Origin of the sequence: Paenibacillus glucanolyticus (assembly GCF_037333485.1) — a bacterium.
In the GTDB taxonomy this organism is placed as follows: domain Bacteria; phylum Bacillota; class Bacilli; order Paenibacillales; family Paenibacillaceae; genus Paenibacillus_AQ; species Paenibacillus_AQ glucanolyticus.
Genome location: NZ_CP147845.1, coordinates 3,504,943 through 3,519,364, shown reverse-complemented (window position 1 = coordinate 3,519,364; position 14,422 = coordinate 3,504,943). Strand labels below are relative to the sequence as shown.

The 14,422-nt window shown below is 47.7% G+C and carries 12 protein-coding genes; 9 read left to right on the top strand and 3 right to left on the bottom strand.

Features of this window, described 5'->3' with window-relative positions; translation table 11 throughout:
• Nucleotides 1–74: 74 nt before the first annotated feature.
• The 4 genes from WDY75_RS16555 to WDY75_RS16540 all read left to right on the top strand — a co-directional run bounded on the left by WDY75_RS16555 (nt 75) and on the right by WDY75_RS16540 (nt 5,089).
• Complete coding sequence (locus WDY75_RS16555; RefSeq protein ID WP_063479522.1) at nt 75–857, top strand: DUF3889 domain-containing protein; 783 nt, start codon at nt 75–77, stop codon at nt 855–857.
• 183 nt (nt 858–1,040) lie between these two features.
• Nucleotides 1,041–2,603, top strand: coding sequence for an ATP-binding protein (locus tag WDY75_RS16550; RefSeq protein WP_063479523.1), 1,563 nt, complete (start codon nt 1,041–1,043; stop codon nt 2,601–2,603).
• A 128-nt stretch (nt 2,604–2,731) separates the two neighbouring features.
• Nucleotides 2,732–3,982 (top strand): multidrug effflux MFS transporter, encoded by a 1,251-nt coding sequence (locus tag WDY75_RS16545; protein ID WP_063479524.1) that lies wholly within the window; start codon nt 2,732–2,734, stop codon nt 3,980–3,982.
• Nucleotides 3,983–4,165: 183 nt separating this feature from the next.
• A complete protein-coding gene (locus WDY75_RS16540; RefSeq protein ID WP_036639174.1) occupies nt 4,166–5,089 on the top strand; it encodes a VanW family protein in 924 nt (307 codons plus the stop codon).
• On the opposite strand, the gene WDY75_RS30790 is transcribed toward WDY75_RS16540, so the two are convergent.
• The 3 genes from WDY75_RS30790 to WDY75_RS16530 form a co-directional block, all read right to left on the bottom strand.
• Nucleotides 5,076–5,393, bottom strand: coding sequence for a hypothetical protein (locus WDY75_RS30790; protein WP_409348301.1), 318 nt, complete (start codon nt 5,391–5,393; stop codon nt 5,076–5,078). The two genes, WDY75_RS16540 and WDY75_RS30790, sit on opposite strands and share 14 nt — an antisense overlap.
• Nucleotides 5,394–5,493: 100 nt before the next feature.
• Entirely contained in the window at nt 5,494–5,652 is a 159-nt protein-coding gene (locus tag WDY75_RS30785; RefSeq protein ID WP_409348300.1) for a styrene monooxygenase/indole monooxygenase family protein, read from the bottom strand.
• 344 nt (nt 5,653–5,996) lie between these two features.
• Complete coding sequence (locus tag WDY75_RS16530) at nt 5,997–7,196, bottom strand: cytochrome P450 (protein ID WP_063479526.1); 1,200 nt, start codon at nt 7,194–7,196, stop codon at nt 5,997–5,999.
• 876 nt (nt 7,197–8,072) lie between these two features.
• Between WDY75_RS16530 and WDY75_RS16525 the strand changes: the two genes are divergently transcribed.
• From WDY75_RS16525 to WDY75_RS16505, 5 genes are all read left to right on the top strand, one after another.
• Nucleotides 8,073–8,702, top strand: coding sequence for a hypothetical protein (locus WDY75_RS16525; protein WP_006210712.1), 630 nt, complete (start codon nt 8,073–8,075; stop codon nt 8,700–8,702).
• 49 nt (nt 8,703–8,751) lie between these two features.
• Nucleotides 8,752–11,844 carry an ATP-binding protein gene (locus tag WDY75_RS16520; protein ID WP_063479528.1) on the top strand — a complete coding sequence of 1,031 codons (3,093 nt, stop codon included), beginning with the start codon at nt 8,752–8,754 and terminating at the stop codon, nt 11,842–11,844.
• Between the two features lie 6 nt (nt 11,845–11,850).
• Nucleotides 11,851–12,501 carry a response regulator transcription factor gene (locus WDY75_RS16515; protein WP_006210710.1) on the top strand — a complete coding sequence of 217 codons (651 nt, stop codon included), beginning with the start codon at nt 11,851–11,853 and terminating at the stop codon, nt 12,499–12,501.
• 416 nt (nt 12,502–12,917) lie between these two features.
• Nucleotides 12,918–13,400 carry an Rrf2 family transcriptional regulator gene (locus WDY75_RS16510; protein ID WP_063479529.1) on the top strand — a complete coding sequence of 161 codons (483 nt, stop codon included), beginning with the start codon at nt 12,918–12,920 and terminating at the stop codon, nt 13,398–13,400.
• Between the two features lie 23 nt (nt 13,401–13,423).
• On the top strand, nt 13,424–14,422 hold the full coding sequence (locus tag WDY75_RS16505) for an LLM class flavin-dependent oxidoreductase (protein ID WP_006210708.1): 999 nt from the start codon (nt 13,424–13,426) through the stop codon (nt 14,420–14,422).

Sequence of the window (14,422 nt, the reverse complement as noted above, 5' to 3'; positions counted from 1 at the left end):
ACGCATAGGAACATCTTCAGCGGGAACCTTAGGCTCAGACAGGGTTGATATTGAGGACAAGCAGGAGGGGTTACATGCTGAACAGCATTTTTTTGACAGGGATATTATGGCTCGGGATAAGTCCCGGTGATCATCAGAGCATGGAAGAATCCTCGATTAATGACTACCAGCAGGCCATTCTTGAATCCGGCGCCCAGCTCGTCGAAGAGGCCGTGAGGACTTGTGAGGTACATTTCGGAAAGAAGATCCTTTTGCCTCCACAGCTGCCATCCGTATCTTTCACGCATCAGTATGGTCGCTGCTATGACACACAGGGAGGATTGGACGAGCATTTGGAGATTCATTATCAACATCAACACAAGCCTGAGAATGAGTATACAATCGAGCTGTATCCAAGAAAGAACCGACAACAACTGAATTATCTGTCGTTTGATGAAACGGAGCTTGCGGATCATAACGTGGCCAAGTTCTACAAGGGACCCATCAACTCAATCCAGCTATTGGCATTCGAAAAAGGCGACTGGCAGTATCTGTTGACGGCAGCCAATCAAGCCTCGTCGGCAATCAGTCAACAGGAGTTGACAGAAATCGCGCAGTCTCTAACTCATGTCGTTGATAGCAAAGACCCGGCTTATGCGAAGTGGGGGAATCTCGCAGTAAATCAAACGAAGGACCATTATCATATGGACGTAATTGATTATCTCTATATGGGGAGAACCACGAAATCCAGCGAATTGGCGGAGGAGAAATTCAAGCTTTGGTTGAAGAAGGGAACCCGTGAATTCGGCGTTTATGCGATCGTTGTGTTCAATCCGACCACGGATCAATTCATAACGATACGGTACGAGGAATTCTAAAAGGAATAACGGTTTGGAAGCAGGGATAACACCATTTTCAGGAAAAAAATTACACATGCTTTTCTGAAAGTCGTGTTTTCCTGCTGTTCAGACATCTGCTTATGGTGTACCATATTTGGTGATACTTGCCTCCGTTATTTCTACATTTTGCGCCAGTATATAGCGATCTAGGAGTGATTCGCTTTGCCATTTATTGTCCTTAAGCTCCTATTTGTTCCTTTGATATCGGTCTTTATTATCGTGTCGTCGGTTTATCTGGATTACCAATCATCCATCCCTTTGATGCTGTTATTGGCAACACTATTGTACTTATCCGTCGTGTTCGATCGAAAGTATGAATGGCTCCGCAATGTTCAATTTCTCTTCCTCGGGGCCTTTCACTATGTTAGCCAATTGAATTGGTGCATTCTCTTGTATTACATATTTATTATTAATCTCATTCATAAGAAAGAGAATTTTAGAGACTCGATGTCGCTGTGCTTTCTCATGATTCTTCAATATTCCGTCATTCGTCTGACCTATTTGCCATTAACGAAGTATCATATATTGGTCTCTGTGTTTGATACCTTGGCGTCTTTTGTCATCGTGATCTCTTTTCATTTCGTGAACTTTCTCGATTCGGAGAAGAAGAAGTTATATAAGCAAAATGATTATCTGACGTATCACGATCCTTTAACGGGTTTGCTCAATTATGATGGATATTTGCATAAAGTTCAGCATTTAATTAAATTGAACAAGCCTTTTCAATTGGTGCTGCTGGATATCAACAACTTCAAATCATTGAATGCCAAAGATATATCGACCGCCAATGAGATTCTTATCAGTTTCTCGCGCGCACTGCGCAAGCTGTTCCTGAACGATATGCTTGCAGCTTCCCGGTACGCAGGAGATCGCTTTGCTATACTGCTCCCGGAGCATGTAAACATCGAGAGCAGCATGTTTAACTTTGAGCATATCGGTGTTCAGGTGACATACAGCATTACGTGTTATCCCCATGAAGCGTTAACCTATCAGGAGATGCTCAGCACCGCGGAGGACCGGATATTTCAGATGCGGCGCAATTCCTGGATGAGAAGCCAGGAGGAGATCCTTCGAACGGAAAAGATGAAGATGGTGGGAGAGCTGGCTGCCGGGATGGCTCATGAAATCCGGAATCCCCTCACTTCGATTAAAGGCTTCATACAACTTTCGAAAAATCAAAGCTATAACATACAGCCCTGGTATGAGGTGATTATGGGCGAAATCACGAGGGTAGGGGAATTGACAGCGGAGTTTCTGCATTTTTCCAAGCCGCATGCCAGCAACATGAAAGTTGAGTCGCTTACGGATTGTATGACCCGTGTCTATTCCCTATGTGAATCCGAAGCTGCTTCCCATGGACATCTTTTTACGCTCGATTTAAGCGATGATCCGATCCATATCGTCATGGACCGCGACAAGATCATTCAGGTGCTGATTAATTTGATCCGGAATTCATTTCAGGCGATGGAGCATACCGGCACGGTTCGTATCTCGCTAGAGGCAGTAGAAGCGCTTGCAGTGGTAAGGGTCGAGGACACAGGTAAAGGGATTGCTGATGAAAATCTGGCAAAGATTTTCGATCCGTTCTATACAACCAAAGAAGAGGGCACGGGTCTCGGACTGTCCCTGTGTCAGAAAATTGTAGAGGATCATGGCGGGAGAATTACCGTACAAAGTGAGCTTGGTAAGGGTACGACATTTACCTTGCGGATTCCGTTGGCCTAGAAAAAATGGATAGCAATATCGTGGAATATATCCTATGATAGGATAGTTATTTAGCAGTCGGATGTTTTAGAGAAGAGATTAATCATGATATGCATCGTTGTGTTGCAGGAAAGGAAGTAACCGTTCGTATGTCGATTTCCACCAATGAAGCCAGCTCTACGATGGTACTAACGCGCAGAAAGAGGCTTCAGTTTGCTCTGATTCTCGGATCACTTTCAGCATTTGGGCCATTATCTGTTGATATGTATTTACCGGCGCTTCCCAAGCTGTCAGAAAGTTTGGGTTCACCTGCCTCATTAGCTCAGCTCAGCCTGACGGCATTCTTGCTCGGACTTGCACTCGGACAATTGGTAGCCGGACCGTTAAGTGACATAAGGGGGAGGAAAGGGCCGCTGATCGTCTCACTGATTATTTATTCGGTGACCTCCTTGCTCTGTGCATTTGCGCCTAGCATATGGGTCCTGGTTGCACTTCGTTTCATACAGGGAGCAAGCGGAGCGGCGGGCATTGTTATCTCCAGAGCAGTCGTCCGGGATTTATACACCGGTTCCGAGCTGACCAAATTCTTCACTTTGCTGATGTTAATCAATGGTTTGGCACCGATTATTGCGCCTGTGTTCGGAGCATTTATCCTTAACTTTGTTTCATGGCGCGGGGTTTTTGTTGTATTGTTCCTGATCGGTGTGTTGATGCTGCTTGCTGTCCTCTTCGGTCTTCCCGAGACGCTGAACCGGGAGAAAAGAGCAACCGGTGGCATTAAGCAGACATTTCGCACATTCGGTACACTGATCCAGGACCGTGTATTCGTTGGCTATGCGCTATCTCAAGCGTTTGTATCCGCCGCAATGTTTGCTTATATCTCGGGATCTCCGTTCGTTCTGCAGGATATATTCGGTGTTTCCCCTCAGATGTACAGTCTGTTTTTTGCCGTGAATGGAATTGGTATTGTTTTGTTCTCGCAGATAACAGGCAGATTGGCTTCTCGCACCGGTGAAACGAAACTGTTAATGACAGGACTTGTGATTGCCGCATTTGGAGGGACCTCGTTATTCGTCATCACATGGCTTGGCGGAGGATTATTATTCATTGCACCGATGCTGTTCCTGATTGTATCGGCCGTCGGTATGGTAAGTGCTACGACAACATCGCTCGCGATGCAGAAGCAGGAAGCCCGTACAGCGGGAAGCGCCTCGGCACTGCTTGGTTTGCTGCCCTTGTTGTTAGGTGCAGCGGCCAGTCCCCTGGTGGGACTGGGTGACGGCACAACGGCGGCACCGATGGGAACGGTAATCGGCATTGCAGAATTGCTGGCGATCAGTTCGTTTTTATTCCTGGTCATGCCGCTCACCCGCCGCAAAGACACTCACGTTGCACTATAAGTACCTTGTGTAGAAACCCGACCTTTCATGGTGCGGGTTTCTTTTTGCATTTTATAAGGCTTTGCATGAATTGTCTGTTAAGCAATCATAATACCATAGAGAAGAAATATACGGAGTAGTAGACCGAGCAAGCACGGACAGAGGATAACCTAAAGAAAAAGCGGGTGAGCTGGTTTGAGATGGATGTCGGTTGTAAGCCTATTGTTCTTACTCTTGCAAGAGAATGAACCGGATAACAACAATTTAACGATTATGCAAGAAGGAAAAGTCATGACCAGTGTAAGTCGTAGCGAACACGCGCTTGACGTGTTCCCGCTGCTGGACATGGATAAATACGAGCAGTGGGTGGATATGCTTGATCGGAAAACATATCTAGAAGCACAGAATGCCCGCATTGGCAGCAGCGGACAGATTGTTCCCGGACAGAACGGTCATCGGCTGAACCGTCGTAAGCTGCTGGAGCAATACTATGCTTATATGTACGGCACCGGCTCTGCTTCCATCGAGGCTCCATGGTACCCGACTTATCCCAAGGTGGACACGGAGCTTCTTGCGGCAATCCGGGTTAAACCCATCGGTTACTATGTCACTTATTTTAATTCCAGCAATAAAAATCGTTCCCATAATATTGCATTAGCTTCAAAAGCGATTGATAGTGCCGTCGTATTTCCGGGCGAAACCTTTTCCTTCAATGAGGTTGTGGGCATGCGAACGATAGACAGAGGTTATAAGCGTGCAGGCGTTATTGTAAGAGGTGAACTGTCAGAGGGAGTGGGGGGAGGAATCTGTCAGGTATCCTCCACACTGTTCAATGCCATCGACCGGGCTGGATTGCAAATCGTCAAGCGGTACTCCCACAGCCGTAATGTTCCCTATGTGCTTCCGGGGCGGGATGCGACGGTCAGCTGGGGCGGACCCGACTTTGTGTTTGAGAATGCATATAACCAGCCTATTCTAATTCGGGCCTACGGTAGTGGCGGAAGAATGACGGTATCCATATTTTCCTCTGAGCTCATTGAATACAAGCCGCGTAATGTGCCTAGCATATCGAATCGATTGCCGGAGGAAACAAAAGACAGCCTGCACAATCCTGTCAGCGGGGATTAATGGAATTGCCAATGAAAGCTTCCCTTGCCTTGATGGGGTCTTCGAACCAGGCCGCGATTTCATCAGCCGTCTGTTGGTCAGCGGCGGCTTTCATGAGTAGTCCTGCAATATGCTCGGGAAGCGGCTGTGTCATTGCGTTGGTCCATTCCGTAACCGCAACGATATAGGCCTTTACCCGGTTCCAATAAGCTGCGCTAACAGCTTCATCCCATGCGGCTTCCTTGTTTGTTAAAAGGGTTTCATAGATTTGCTCAGCCGCATAGGATGCCGTATTACAGCCCTGACCTGTAATCGGATCAGTCAAAAAGACACTGTCGCCGCATCCCAAAATAAGGGTGTGATTCTCCATGACATAAGGGCGGTGAATGATCGAAGTGATCGCTGTCTGAAGATAAGCCTGTTCATCAAGGAGCCCACAATGAAGCAGGAGTGATACGAGCAGCGATTTCAGGAAAATATTCCTCGACCTCGACAGTGATCCGCATACGTTCTTCGAACGCTTCGGAAGTTTTAATCTCCTTGAATGTGTCCAATATCCCATCTGGAACAGCTTCAATAAACAAAATCGTGGCACGACCGGAATCGGTGACGGCCGGGATTTCAAATCCTGAGAAGTTACACGACCGGGTACAAAGGTCACGCCTTGCTGCTCAAGATCCTTCATCGCGCTGGAAAAGCGTAAACGTTGATCGGTTGATGTCGCAGAGCCAGCCAGTTGTCCCGTAAATAACCGCTGCTGACCTATACATTAGTTTACATAATATTTATTATGGTATATATGTGAAATGCACTTAAATTAGTTGTGGAAATCGATACAGGTATCCCGTGTTGTTTTCTATAAGTAAGAGGCGAATCCCGTTTAGCGGATTCGCCTCTTGTTATTTGAAGACTATGATTCCAGGATTGCTCATGATTCAGGGTGGAGGGCCAGCGGTATTTCTTCCACGCCCCGGACGATCATGCCAGGTCTCCATCTAAGTTCATCCACACCAGCCTGAAGCTCAAAATGAGGATAGCGTCGGAGCAGCGTGTTGATTGCAATTTCGCCTTCAAGTCTGGCTAGCGGCGCCCCCAGGCATAGATGTATCCCTCTGCCAAAAGCTAAATGCTGGCTCTTCTCCCGCGTAATATCAAAGAGATCGGGATGTTCAAATGGACCTGCATCACGGTTTGCGGAGTTCAGGGAAACGACGACCAAATCGCCTTTTTTCATTTGAACACCATGAAACTCCATATCCTCCGCGGCCCAGCGTGAGGTGCTGAATTCAACCGGACCGTTATAACGAAGCATTTCTTCAATAGCGCCATGAATGAGTTCGGGTTGTTCCTGCAGCAGCTTGCGCTGCTCCGGATATTCCAGCAGTGCAAGCACGCCATTGCCGATCAGGTTAACCGTTGTTTCATGGCCGGCAATAATCATAAGCGTGACTACGCCATACAGCTCCTGTTCAGATAAACGATCCCCCTGATCCTCGGCCATGACCAGCTGACTGATCATATCATCGCCCGGATTCTCGCGAACCTTGGCAAACCAATCCTTCAAGTAGGCGATAAATTCATGCATATGCTGAGCGACCTCTTCGCTTGTTTCCCGATTCGAAGCGCCGATGATGGAGTTGGACCATACCCGGAACTTGTCCTGATCCTCCGTAGGTACACCAAGGATTTCGCTGATCACAATAATAGGAAGTTTAAAGGCATATTCATCAATGAGATTTATCGTATCTTTGGCGGAGGCTTCATGCAGAAGGGTATCGGCAATGTCTTGTATATGGCTCCGCATATCAGCAATTCTCTGGGGAGTGAAGCCTTTCTGCACCAGTCCGCGGAGGCGTTTGTGATCCGGCGGATCGGCGAACAGCATGTTGGTGCTGAATACACTGGTATGTTCTGCTCCGTAAGCTTTGGTAATGTCTTTTATAAACCGGCCTTCCTTCAGCGCGGCAACCGCCTCGTCGTAACGGGTGATCAGCCATCCATAGCGACCATCAGGAAACTTCAGATTCAGAATCGGTTCGCTTTGTCTTAATTTCTCGTAAACAGGATAAGGATTTTGGGTGAATTCCTCAGTAAACAACGCATTTTTCAGAGATTCGTTCGCACTCATACATTAGGGTCTCCTCTCGAAAATGTTAGCTTCTTATCCAGTATAAGGGATGGGGAAGACCATAACCAAATTTCACAATTAGTCTATCACTTTGTATAAATTGTCATTTTGAATGAAATCAACATTTCTTTTCACCTTTTGCGAATATCGCTGGCCCGCAGCCTTCATTAATCTGTGATAGAGCACAAAAAAGCTCAATCTGGTGCTTGCCAGCGAGGATTATCCTGATGTGATCTTGGGTCTGAACATTTCACCTGCGCAGCAGATGATCTACGCTACGTGAACGGGCCGACACGGCCGGTATCGCATTATGCAACTATTCCATGCCTGCTAATTTTTGTCCAGGAGGGCAGAGATGACTTTGAAGCAAAAGTTGAGCGGATTAAACGCCATGTGGATACGGTTCGCAGGTTAGGAATCAAGCACATGCGTCATGATGTGACGGCATTCACGCATTCACGCTACCTCCAGAGAAGATGGGCATCGATTATCTGGAACCCCACCTGAAATGGATTGGGGAAGGATGCCAGCAGATCGCCGATTATGCGGCCAAATTCGATAACGAGTATGGGAGGAAGTCTAGCAGCAGAGGCTCGCAAATCAGCGAATCGTAAGGCGAGTTTGACCGGGACTATATACATGAAGCAGGCCTGCAACGGAGTATAATCCTGGCTGGCCTTTTTGTGCAGATTCACTGATGAATCGACTGCTGCCCAATACGAAGTGAAATCTACCTGTATCTAGTAAAAATGGATGCTGAAATGGACAAATAGGATGCGAGAGACCAATATCAGTGATTGACAATTTATGGGTTGCGTTTAGTATTAAACTGAAGGATAAATTTTATGGTGATCATCACCAGCCAAGGGGGATAATATGAACCAAACCACTGTGCCTTATAACGAGATTGAGCCGCAGCTGCAGACCGGAGATATTCTGCTCGCTCACGGTGTAGCCAAGGGAAGTTTGCGCATTGAAGAGCTGGAGCACTGCCCATGGTCACATGTTGCGATGGTCGTACGCGCGCCGAACGATGAAGTGCTCTTATGGGAATCCACATCGCTCGATAATCTGGAGGATTCATGGTTACATGTCAAAAAGTCAGGTCCTCAGATTGTGAAGCTTCGGGATCGATTGTCAACGGATGTTAGTAACCATTATGATACGATGTTTGCGATCCGTCATCTGCATGCTGATCGAACACCTGAAATGTATGAGCAGCTGGATCATTTTATCGAGCAGGTGCATGATGCCGTGTTTCCGGATAAAAAACAGATGTATTGGGAAATCATCGAAGGCAAGTTTGGCATTACATCTTCCTTCCGCGACTTTTTTTGCAGTAAACTGGTGGCGGAAACTTATATCCAATTAAAACTGCTATCCTCAGCTAAGGCACCTAACAGTTACGAACCCAAAGATTTTACGTCGAAGCGACATCTTTCTCTGCTGGGAAATGCTCGATTAAGCGATGAAATTTACATTGATGCAGCGTCGATTCTCACATGAAATGGCGTAAACACGCGGCGGCACTCATTTTTTTTACCTGATCCTGTCTGTGGATTGCCATTCGAAGGTTGCGGCAGCCGAGTCCTCCACTTCGGTGAAGGACGGTGAGTTACAGCTTGCAGAATGGAATTTTGCCACAGATGGGAGTTTGGAGCTGAACGGGAAGTGGGCATTTTATTGGAATCAGCTGCTAGAGCCTGCTGACCTGAAACAGGGAACGATTCCTTCAGTCAGCGCCTACGTGAATGTCCCCGATTATTGGACGAATTATATCTTAAATGGAATGAAACTTCCAGCCGACGGATATGCAACGTTTCGTTTGACGATTAACGGACTTGATTCAGAACAGTCCATTGCACTCAAGCTGCGTAATACATATTCCTCTTACAACTTGTGGGTGAACGATACCCTGGCAGCTTCGGCCGGAAAACCAGGATCAACGCCTGATTCCACCGTTCCGAAGTACGGTGCATCTTTAGTCGTACCCGTGCAGCCCGACTTGGATGGACGATTAACACTGCTGATACAGGTTGCCAATTTTACGTATCCCAAGGGAGGAATTAATAACGCCTTTGAGCTTGGAGATGCCAAGCAACTGCAACTGGAGAAGTCAAAGGAGCTTGTACGAGACAGTCTTGTCATCGGCTCCCTGCTGGTTATCGCCGTTTATCATATAATCCTTTACATGCTGAGGCGCAACGACGTCACTCCGCTGTACTTCGGGTTGTTCTGTATTTGCATTGCAGTTCGAACGATGCTGGTTGGCTCGAGATTTGTACTGGAAGTATTCCCAGCGTTCTCATGGGAATGGTTTGCCAAAGCATCGTATTTAACGATTTACGTCGGCGAGTTCTTTTTGATCTCATATATCTATCACTTGTTTCCTCAATTTCTGTCCCGCAAGGTATGGCGTTTGACGCAGTTATTCACGATGGGCTTAACTGTGCTGGTGCTTACAACCCGTATTCGGGTGTATGATTATTCACTGATCCCGTTTCAGATTTATTCCATAGGGCTTGTCCTGTATGCCGTCTATGCATCCATTCGGCTAGCCAGACAAAGACAAGAAGGGGCTGTCCTTCTCATACTCGGGTTCAGTCTCATCTTCCTGACAGCGGTTAATGATACCTTAAATCGCAATGGAGTCCTGGCCACACCAGCTTTGCTGCAATTCGGCGTACTCGGGTTTGTCTTTTTGCAGGCATTATTGTTGTCCATGAAATTTTCCCGGGCATTTTCCCAGGTGGAGCGTTTATCGGAGCGATTGTTAACGCTGGACAAGCTGAAGGATGAATTCCTGGCAAAAACTTCGCATGAGCTGCGTACTCCGCTCCATGGCATTATCGGTTTAGCGGATGCATTGATTGATGGGAGCTCCGGCAAGCTGCCATCCCCCGTTGTCGATCTGTTGCGGCTAATGAAGGTTAGCGGTCAGCGGCTTGCGCATTTGGTAAACGATATACTGGATTTCTCAAAGCTAAAGCATCAGGAGATTGGCTTGGTCATCGTGACGGTTAACTTGCGTCTGTCCGTAGAGCTGACCCTTCAAGTGCTGAACCCATTGGCCCAGAAGAAAGGGCTCCTATTATCTCACCAATTGCCGGACGATATCTACGTGATGGCAGACGAGAATAGGCTGCAGCAAATATTGCATAATTTAATCGGCAATGCGATTGCATACACGGAAAATGGAACCGTTACTGTCACGGCGAGGAGAATGTATGGACAGGTATCGGTTCAGATAAGCGATACCGGAATCGGGATCGCAGAAGCAGATCAGGTCCGCATCTTTGAATCCTTCGAGCAGGTTGATCCCTTGCATCGATCGCAGCAAGGCGGTACCGGGATTGGACTCTCCATTACTAAGAAGTTAATCGAGCTGCATGATGGCAGCATTGGAGTAACGTCCAGACTTGGTGAAGGATCAACGTTCAGCTTTACACTTCCCTTGACTGGTGAGGGAAAACCGAAGGAATCTCCTCTACCCGTCACAGACTATATCCAGACCGAGTCATTCCCCCATTGGGAGATCGTTCAGACCGAGAGGGAGCCAGCGAACTCTAACATGCAGCTGCCCTCCGTGCTTATCGTGGATGACGATCCGATTAATGTCCAGGTGCTCTTGCAGTTCCTGGGCGGAAAGTATTCACACAGGTCGACATGCAGCGGACAAGAGGCCTTGGAGTGGATCGAGAATGGATATAAACCAGATATCGCGCTGCTGGATGTTATGATGCCGTATGTATCCGGACTTCAGCTAGGAGAAGAAATACGCAAGCATTACAACTCGGGGGAATTGCCTATCCTGTTCCTCAGTGCAAAAAGTCAAATGACGGATCTCGTTGCCGGTTTCGAACACGGCGGCAATGATTATCTTGCCAAACCCGTTGCCAAGCAGGAGCTGTTAGCCCGTCTGGAGCTGCATCTCCAACTGGCACGCTGGAATGCAACGCTGGAACGCGAAGTGGAGGCAAGAACCATAGAGCTTGAGCATTCTTTGGAAGAACGGGCCAGGGCTATGTCGAAGGTTTCCGTTCTGGCAGAGCGGAATCGGATTGCTGGAGATATCCACGATCACGTGGGGCATATTCTTACAGCCAGCGTTGTTCAGCTGGAGGCCGGTTTGAAAATGTCTGCCCATAACGCACCGGAATCAACAGAGAAACTGAAACATGCATCGGACCTGCTCCGCAGAGGACTTCATGAAATGCGGAAATCTGTGCATATGCTTGCCGAGGAGGAGGCTGCCTCTGCAACGTTCCGGAACTCCTTGCTGCAGATTATCAATGACTCCCAGCAATATGCGGAAGTTATAGTGGAGCACAAAATTGAAGTTTCGGATGGCAGTCTCGAGCCGGAGGCTGAGAAGCTGATCCGCCATGCCCTGCAGGAGGGGATCACCAACGGAATACGTCACGGGCAGTGTACAATCTTCCGGTTTGAATTAATAGAGACCGAAGAATCCATTCGGTTTACACTCGAGAATAATGGACTTCCCTTCGAATCCGAACGGCTTGGATTCGGTTTGACTATGATGCGCCAAACTACCCGGCGAAGGGGCGGTACCTTCCAGGTCAGCACGAAGGATGGAGCAGGCTGTATGCTAGTACTCACCATGCCCCGATCCACGCTTAAGGAGTGATCAGATATGTCAAGCATAACCATACTTATTGTAGAGGATCAAACCATTGTTCGTGAGGGCCTGGAGACGATTATCAATCTGGAGCCCGACATGGATGTTGTTGCCACCACGGACAATGGACAGACCGCCTGCGAGCTGGTGGAGCAGCTGCGCCCTCAGCTTGTGTTAATGGACATCGAAATGCCGGTTATGAACGGAATTGCGGCAACACGCCAGATTAAGCAGTCACATCCGGAAACCATCGTGCTGATCCTCACGACGTTCACAGAAGAGGATTTCATTATAGAGTGTCTTGCCAATGGAGCATCGGGATATTTACTTAAGGACTTCTCTTCCAACAAAATCATTACTTCGATCCAAGAGGCGGTCCGCGGCGAGATGATGCTCCCCTCGAAGGTGGCGGCAAAATTAGCAGCCCGGTTAAGGACAACCGGAGCTCCTCAGTTTCCGGCACAACATTATAATCTGACACCACGAGAGTTACAGATTGCAAAGCTGATGACGGAATATAAGAATAATCGGGAAATCGCCGATATGTTATATATCACGGAAGGAACGGTTCGGAACTACATTAGCGTTATCTATGAGAAAATCGGCATGAATGATCGGACCAAGGCCATTCCACTGCTTAAACATGCTCTTAGAGATTTTGATTGACATTTTTTTGATCTTCAAGAACACCGCTTTCTATGGAAAGTGGTGTTTTTTTTGTCATGCATATCTACGAGTATAGGGTTTGATCGTCGTTTGGAACAGTTACTCCTGTCATATAAAAGTCATATAAGGATCATACAAATGTCATGCCTTTTGTCATGTAATGGTCATACCAATTGGCCCCCTCATTACTTATAGTAGTTATGCGAGGGAAATACGTTGAAACTGAACAAGATGGCGTTGGTGACGCCATCTTGTTCTTTGTTTTATCAGAATTCATTGCATTTGAGCTCAGTGAGGTTTTACTTTCGGGGAAAACTGATATAATATATAACGTGGATAATGATTATCCGCTTTAAGCATAAATTGAGAAACTGCAATTTGAGTCATGCTACTTACCTAAAATCGAGGTGCTGTTCATGCATATGAAAACAGGGGTGGAACAGTCGGTGTATGCTCTGGTCCTGCTCAACATGCTGCCCGACAAAGCAGTGCTGCCTGGAGAAGCGATTAGCCAACAGCTTGGAGCATCGGCAACCTATTTTCAAAAACTGTTAAGAAAGCTGGTCACAGCCGACATTATTACGTCTGTGCCTGGCATTAAAGGTGGCTTCAGGTTAAAGAAGAAGCCTGAAGATATTCGTGTTTACGATGTTTACCTCGCGGTGGAAGGACAGCAGTCGCTGTATTCATCCCACGGAATTCTGGTGGACATGCTGGATTTGGAAAAGGAAGAAAGCTGCTGCCTGTTAACGAATTTGATGGAAGAAGCTGAATCCTCCTGGAAAGCTGTATTGAAGCGGGAGACCATTGCTTCGCTGTCGGAGGAGATGTGTGGTGAACGCTTTAAGGACAAAGTGGCAGGTTTGGAGGAATGGATTAACAACAAAATGGTCGTCTAACCGAAGAAGGGGATGGAATTAGCATGAGATTAAGCGTATTGGATCAGGCTCCGGTGACAAGTGGCAATACAGCGGAGGGTGCCTTGAATAAAGCAGAAGAACTGGCTGTCTTGGCCGATGAACTGGGATACAGCCGAATGTGGATGGCAGAGCACCATGGCGGTAATACCTTTGCCAGTTCAGCACCGGAAGTAACGGCAGCCCGGCTGGCCGCCAGAACGAATCGTATTCGAATCGGCACCGGCGGCGTGATGATGATGCATTATTCTCCGCTCAAGCTGGCGGAAGTGTTTAAAACGCTAAGTGCTTTTTCCCCGGGCAGAATTGATTTCGGCGTCGGACGGGCTCCCGGCGGCGATACAAGTGCCATGTATGCACTGTCTGAAGGGCGCCAGTTAATGCTGCATAACATGTATGACAAACTCGGTATTACGATGCAGCTGCTTCAAGACCAGATTCCGGAAGATGAGCTGTATACGAAGAATCTCGCGGCTCCAACAGATGTAGCACTCCCGGAGGTGTGGCTGCTCGGCTCCAGCGGCAATAGTGCACTCAAAGCTGCGCAGATGGGAGTGGGGTATTCCTTCGCACAATTCTTCAACGGTGCGATGAGTAATGAGATATTGGACCATTACCGGGATAACTACCAGCCTTCTGTCTTCATGGACAAGCCGGAGATTAATGTATCCTATATGGTGACTACAGCTGAAACGAAGGAAGAAGCCGAGTATGAGGCGTTACCGCAGGATATCTTTCGCCTGATGATGAGTAAAGGCAGAATTACTCAAGTGCTGACACCCGAGCAGGCTCAAGAGGTATCCTTAACGGAAATCGACCGGATGGCCATCGCAGAAGGGCGCAAGATCCATCTGGTTGGGGCGGTTAAAGACATCGCCGTACGCTTGCAGGAAGAACAAGCCCAGTACGGATTCCAGGAAGCGATGATATGCAGCATTCCCCATTCGCAGGAGAAACGGCTTGAGGTATATCGGCTGCTGGCTCGCGAACTGCTGGGCTCGTGA

Coding starts and splice junctions, on each gene's coding strand:
- WDY75_RS16555 (WP_063479522.1), top strand. CDS start 75: ATGCTGAACAGCATTTTTTTGACAGGGATATTATGGCTCGGGATAAGT.
- WDY75_RS16545 (WP_063479524.1), top strand. CDS start 2,732: ATGTCGATTTCCACCAATGAAGCCAGCTCTACGATGGTACTAACGCGC.
- WDY75_RS16540 (WP_036639174.1), top strand. CDS start 4,166: ATGTCGGTTGTAAGCCTATTGTTCTTACTCTTGCAAGAGAATGAACCG.
- WDY75_RS16530 (WP_063479526.1), bottom strand. CDS start 7,196: ATGAGTGCGAACGAATCTCTGAAAAATGCGTTGTTTACTGAGGAATTC.
- WDY75_RS16525 (WP_006210712.1), top strand. CDS start 8,073: ATGAACCAAACCACTGTGCCTTATAACGAGATTGAGCCGCAGCTGCAG.
- WDY75_RS16515 (WP_006210710.1), top strand. CDS start 11,851: ATGTCAAGCATAACCATACTTATTGTAGAGGATCAAACCATTGTTCGT.
- WDY75_RS16510 (WP_063479529.1), top strand. CDS start 12,918: ATGCATATGAAAACAGGGGTGGAACAGTCGGTGTATGCTCTGGTCCTG.
- WDY75_RS16505 (WP_006210708.1), top strand. CDS start 13,424: ATGAGATTAAGCGTATTGGATCAGGCTCCGGTGACAAGTGGCAATACA.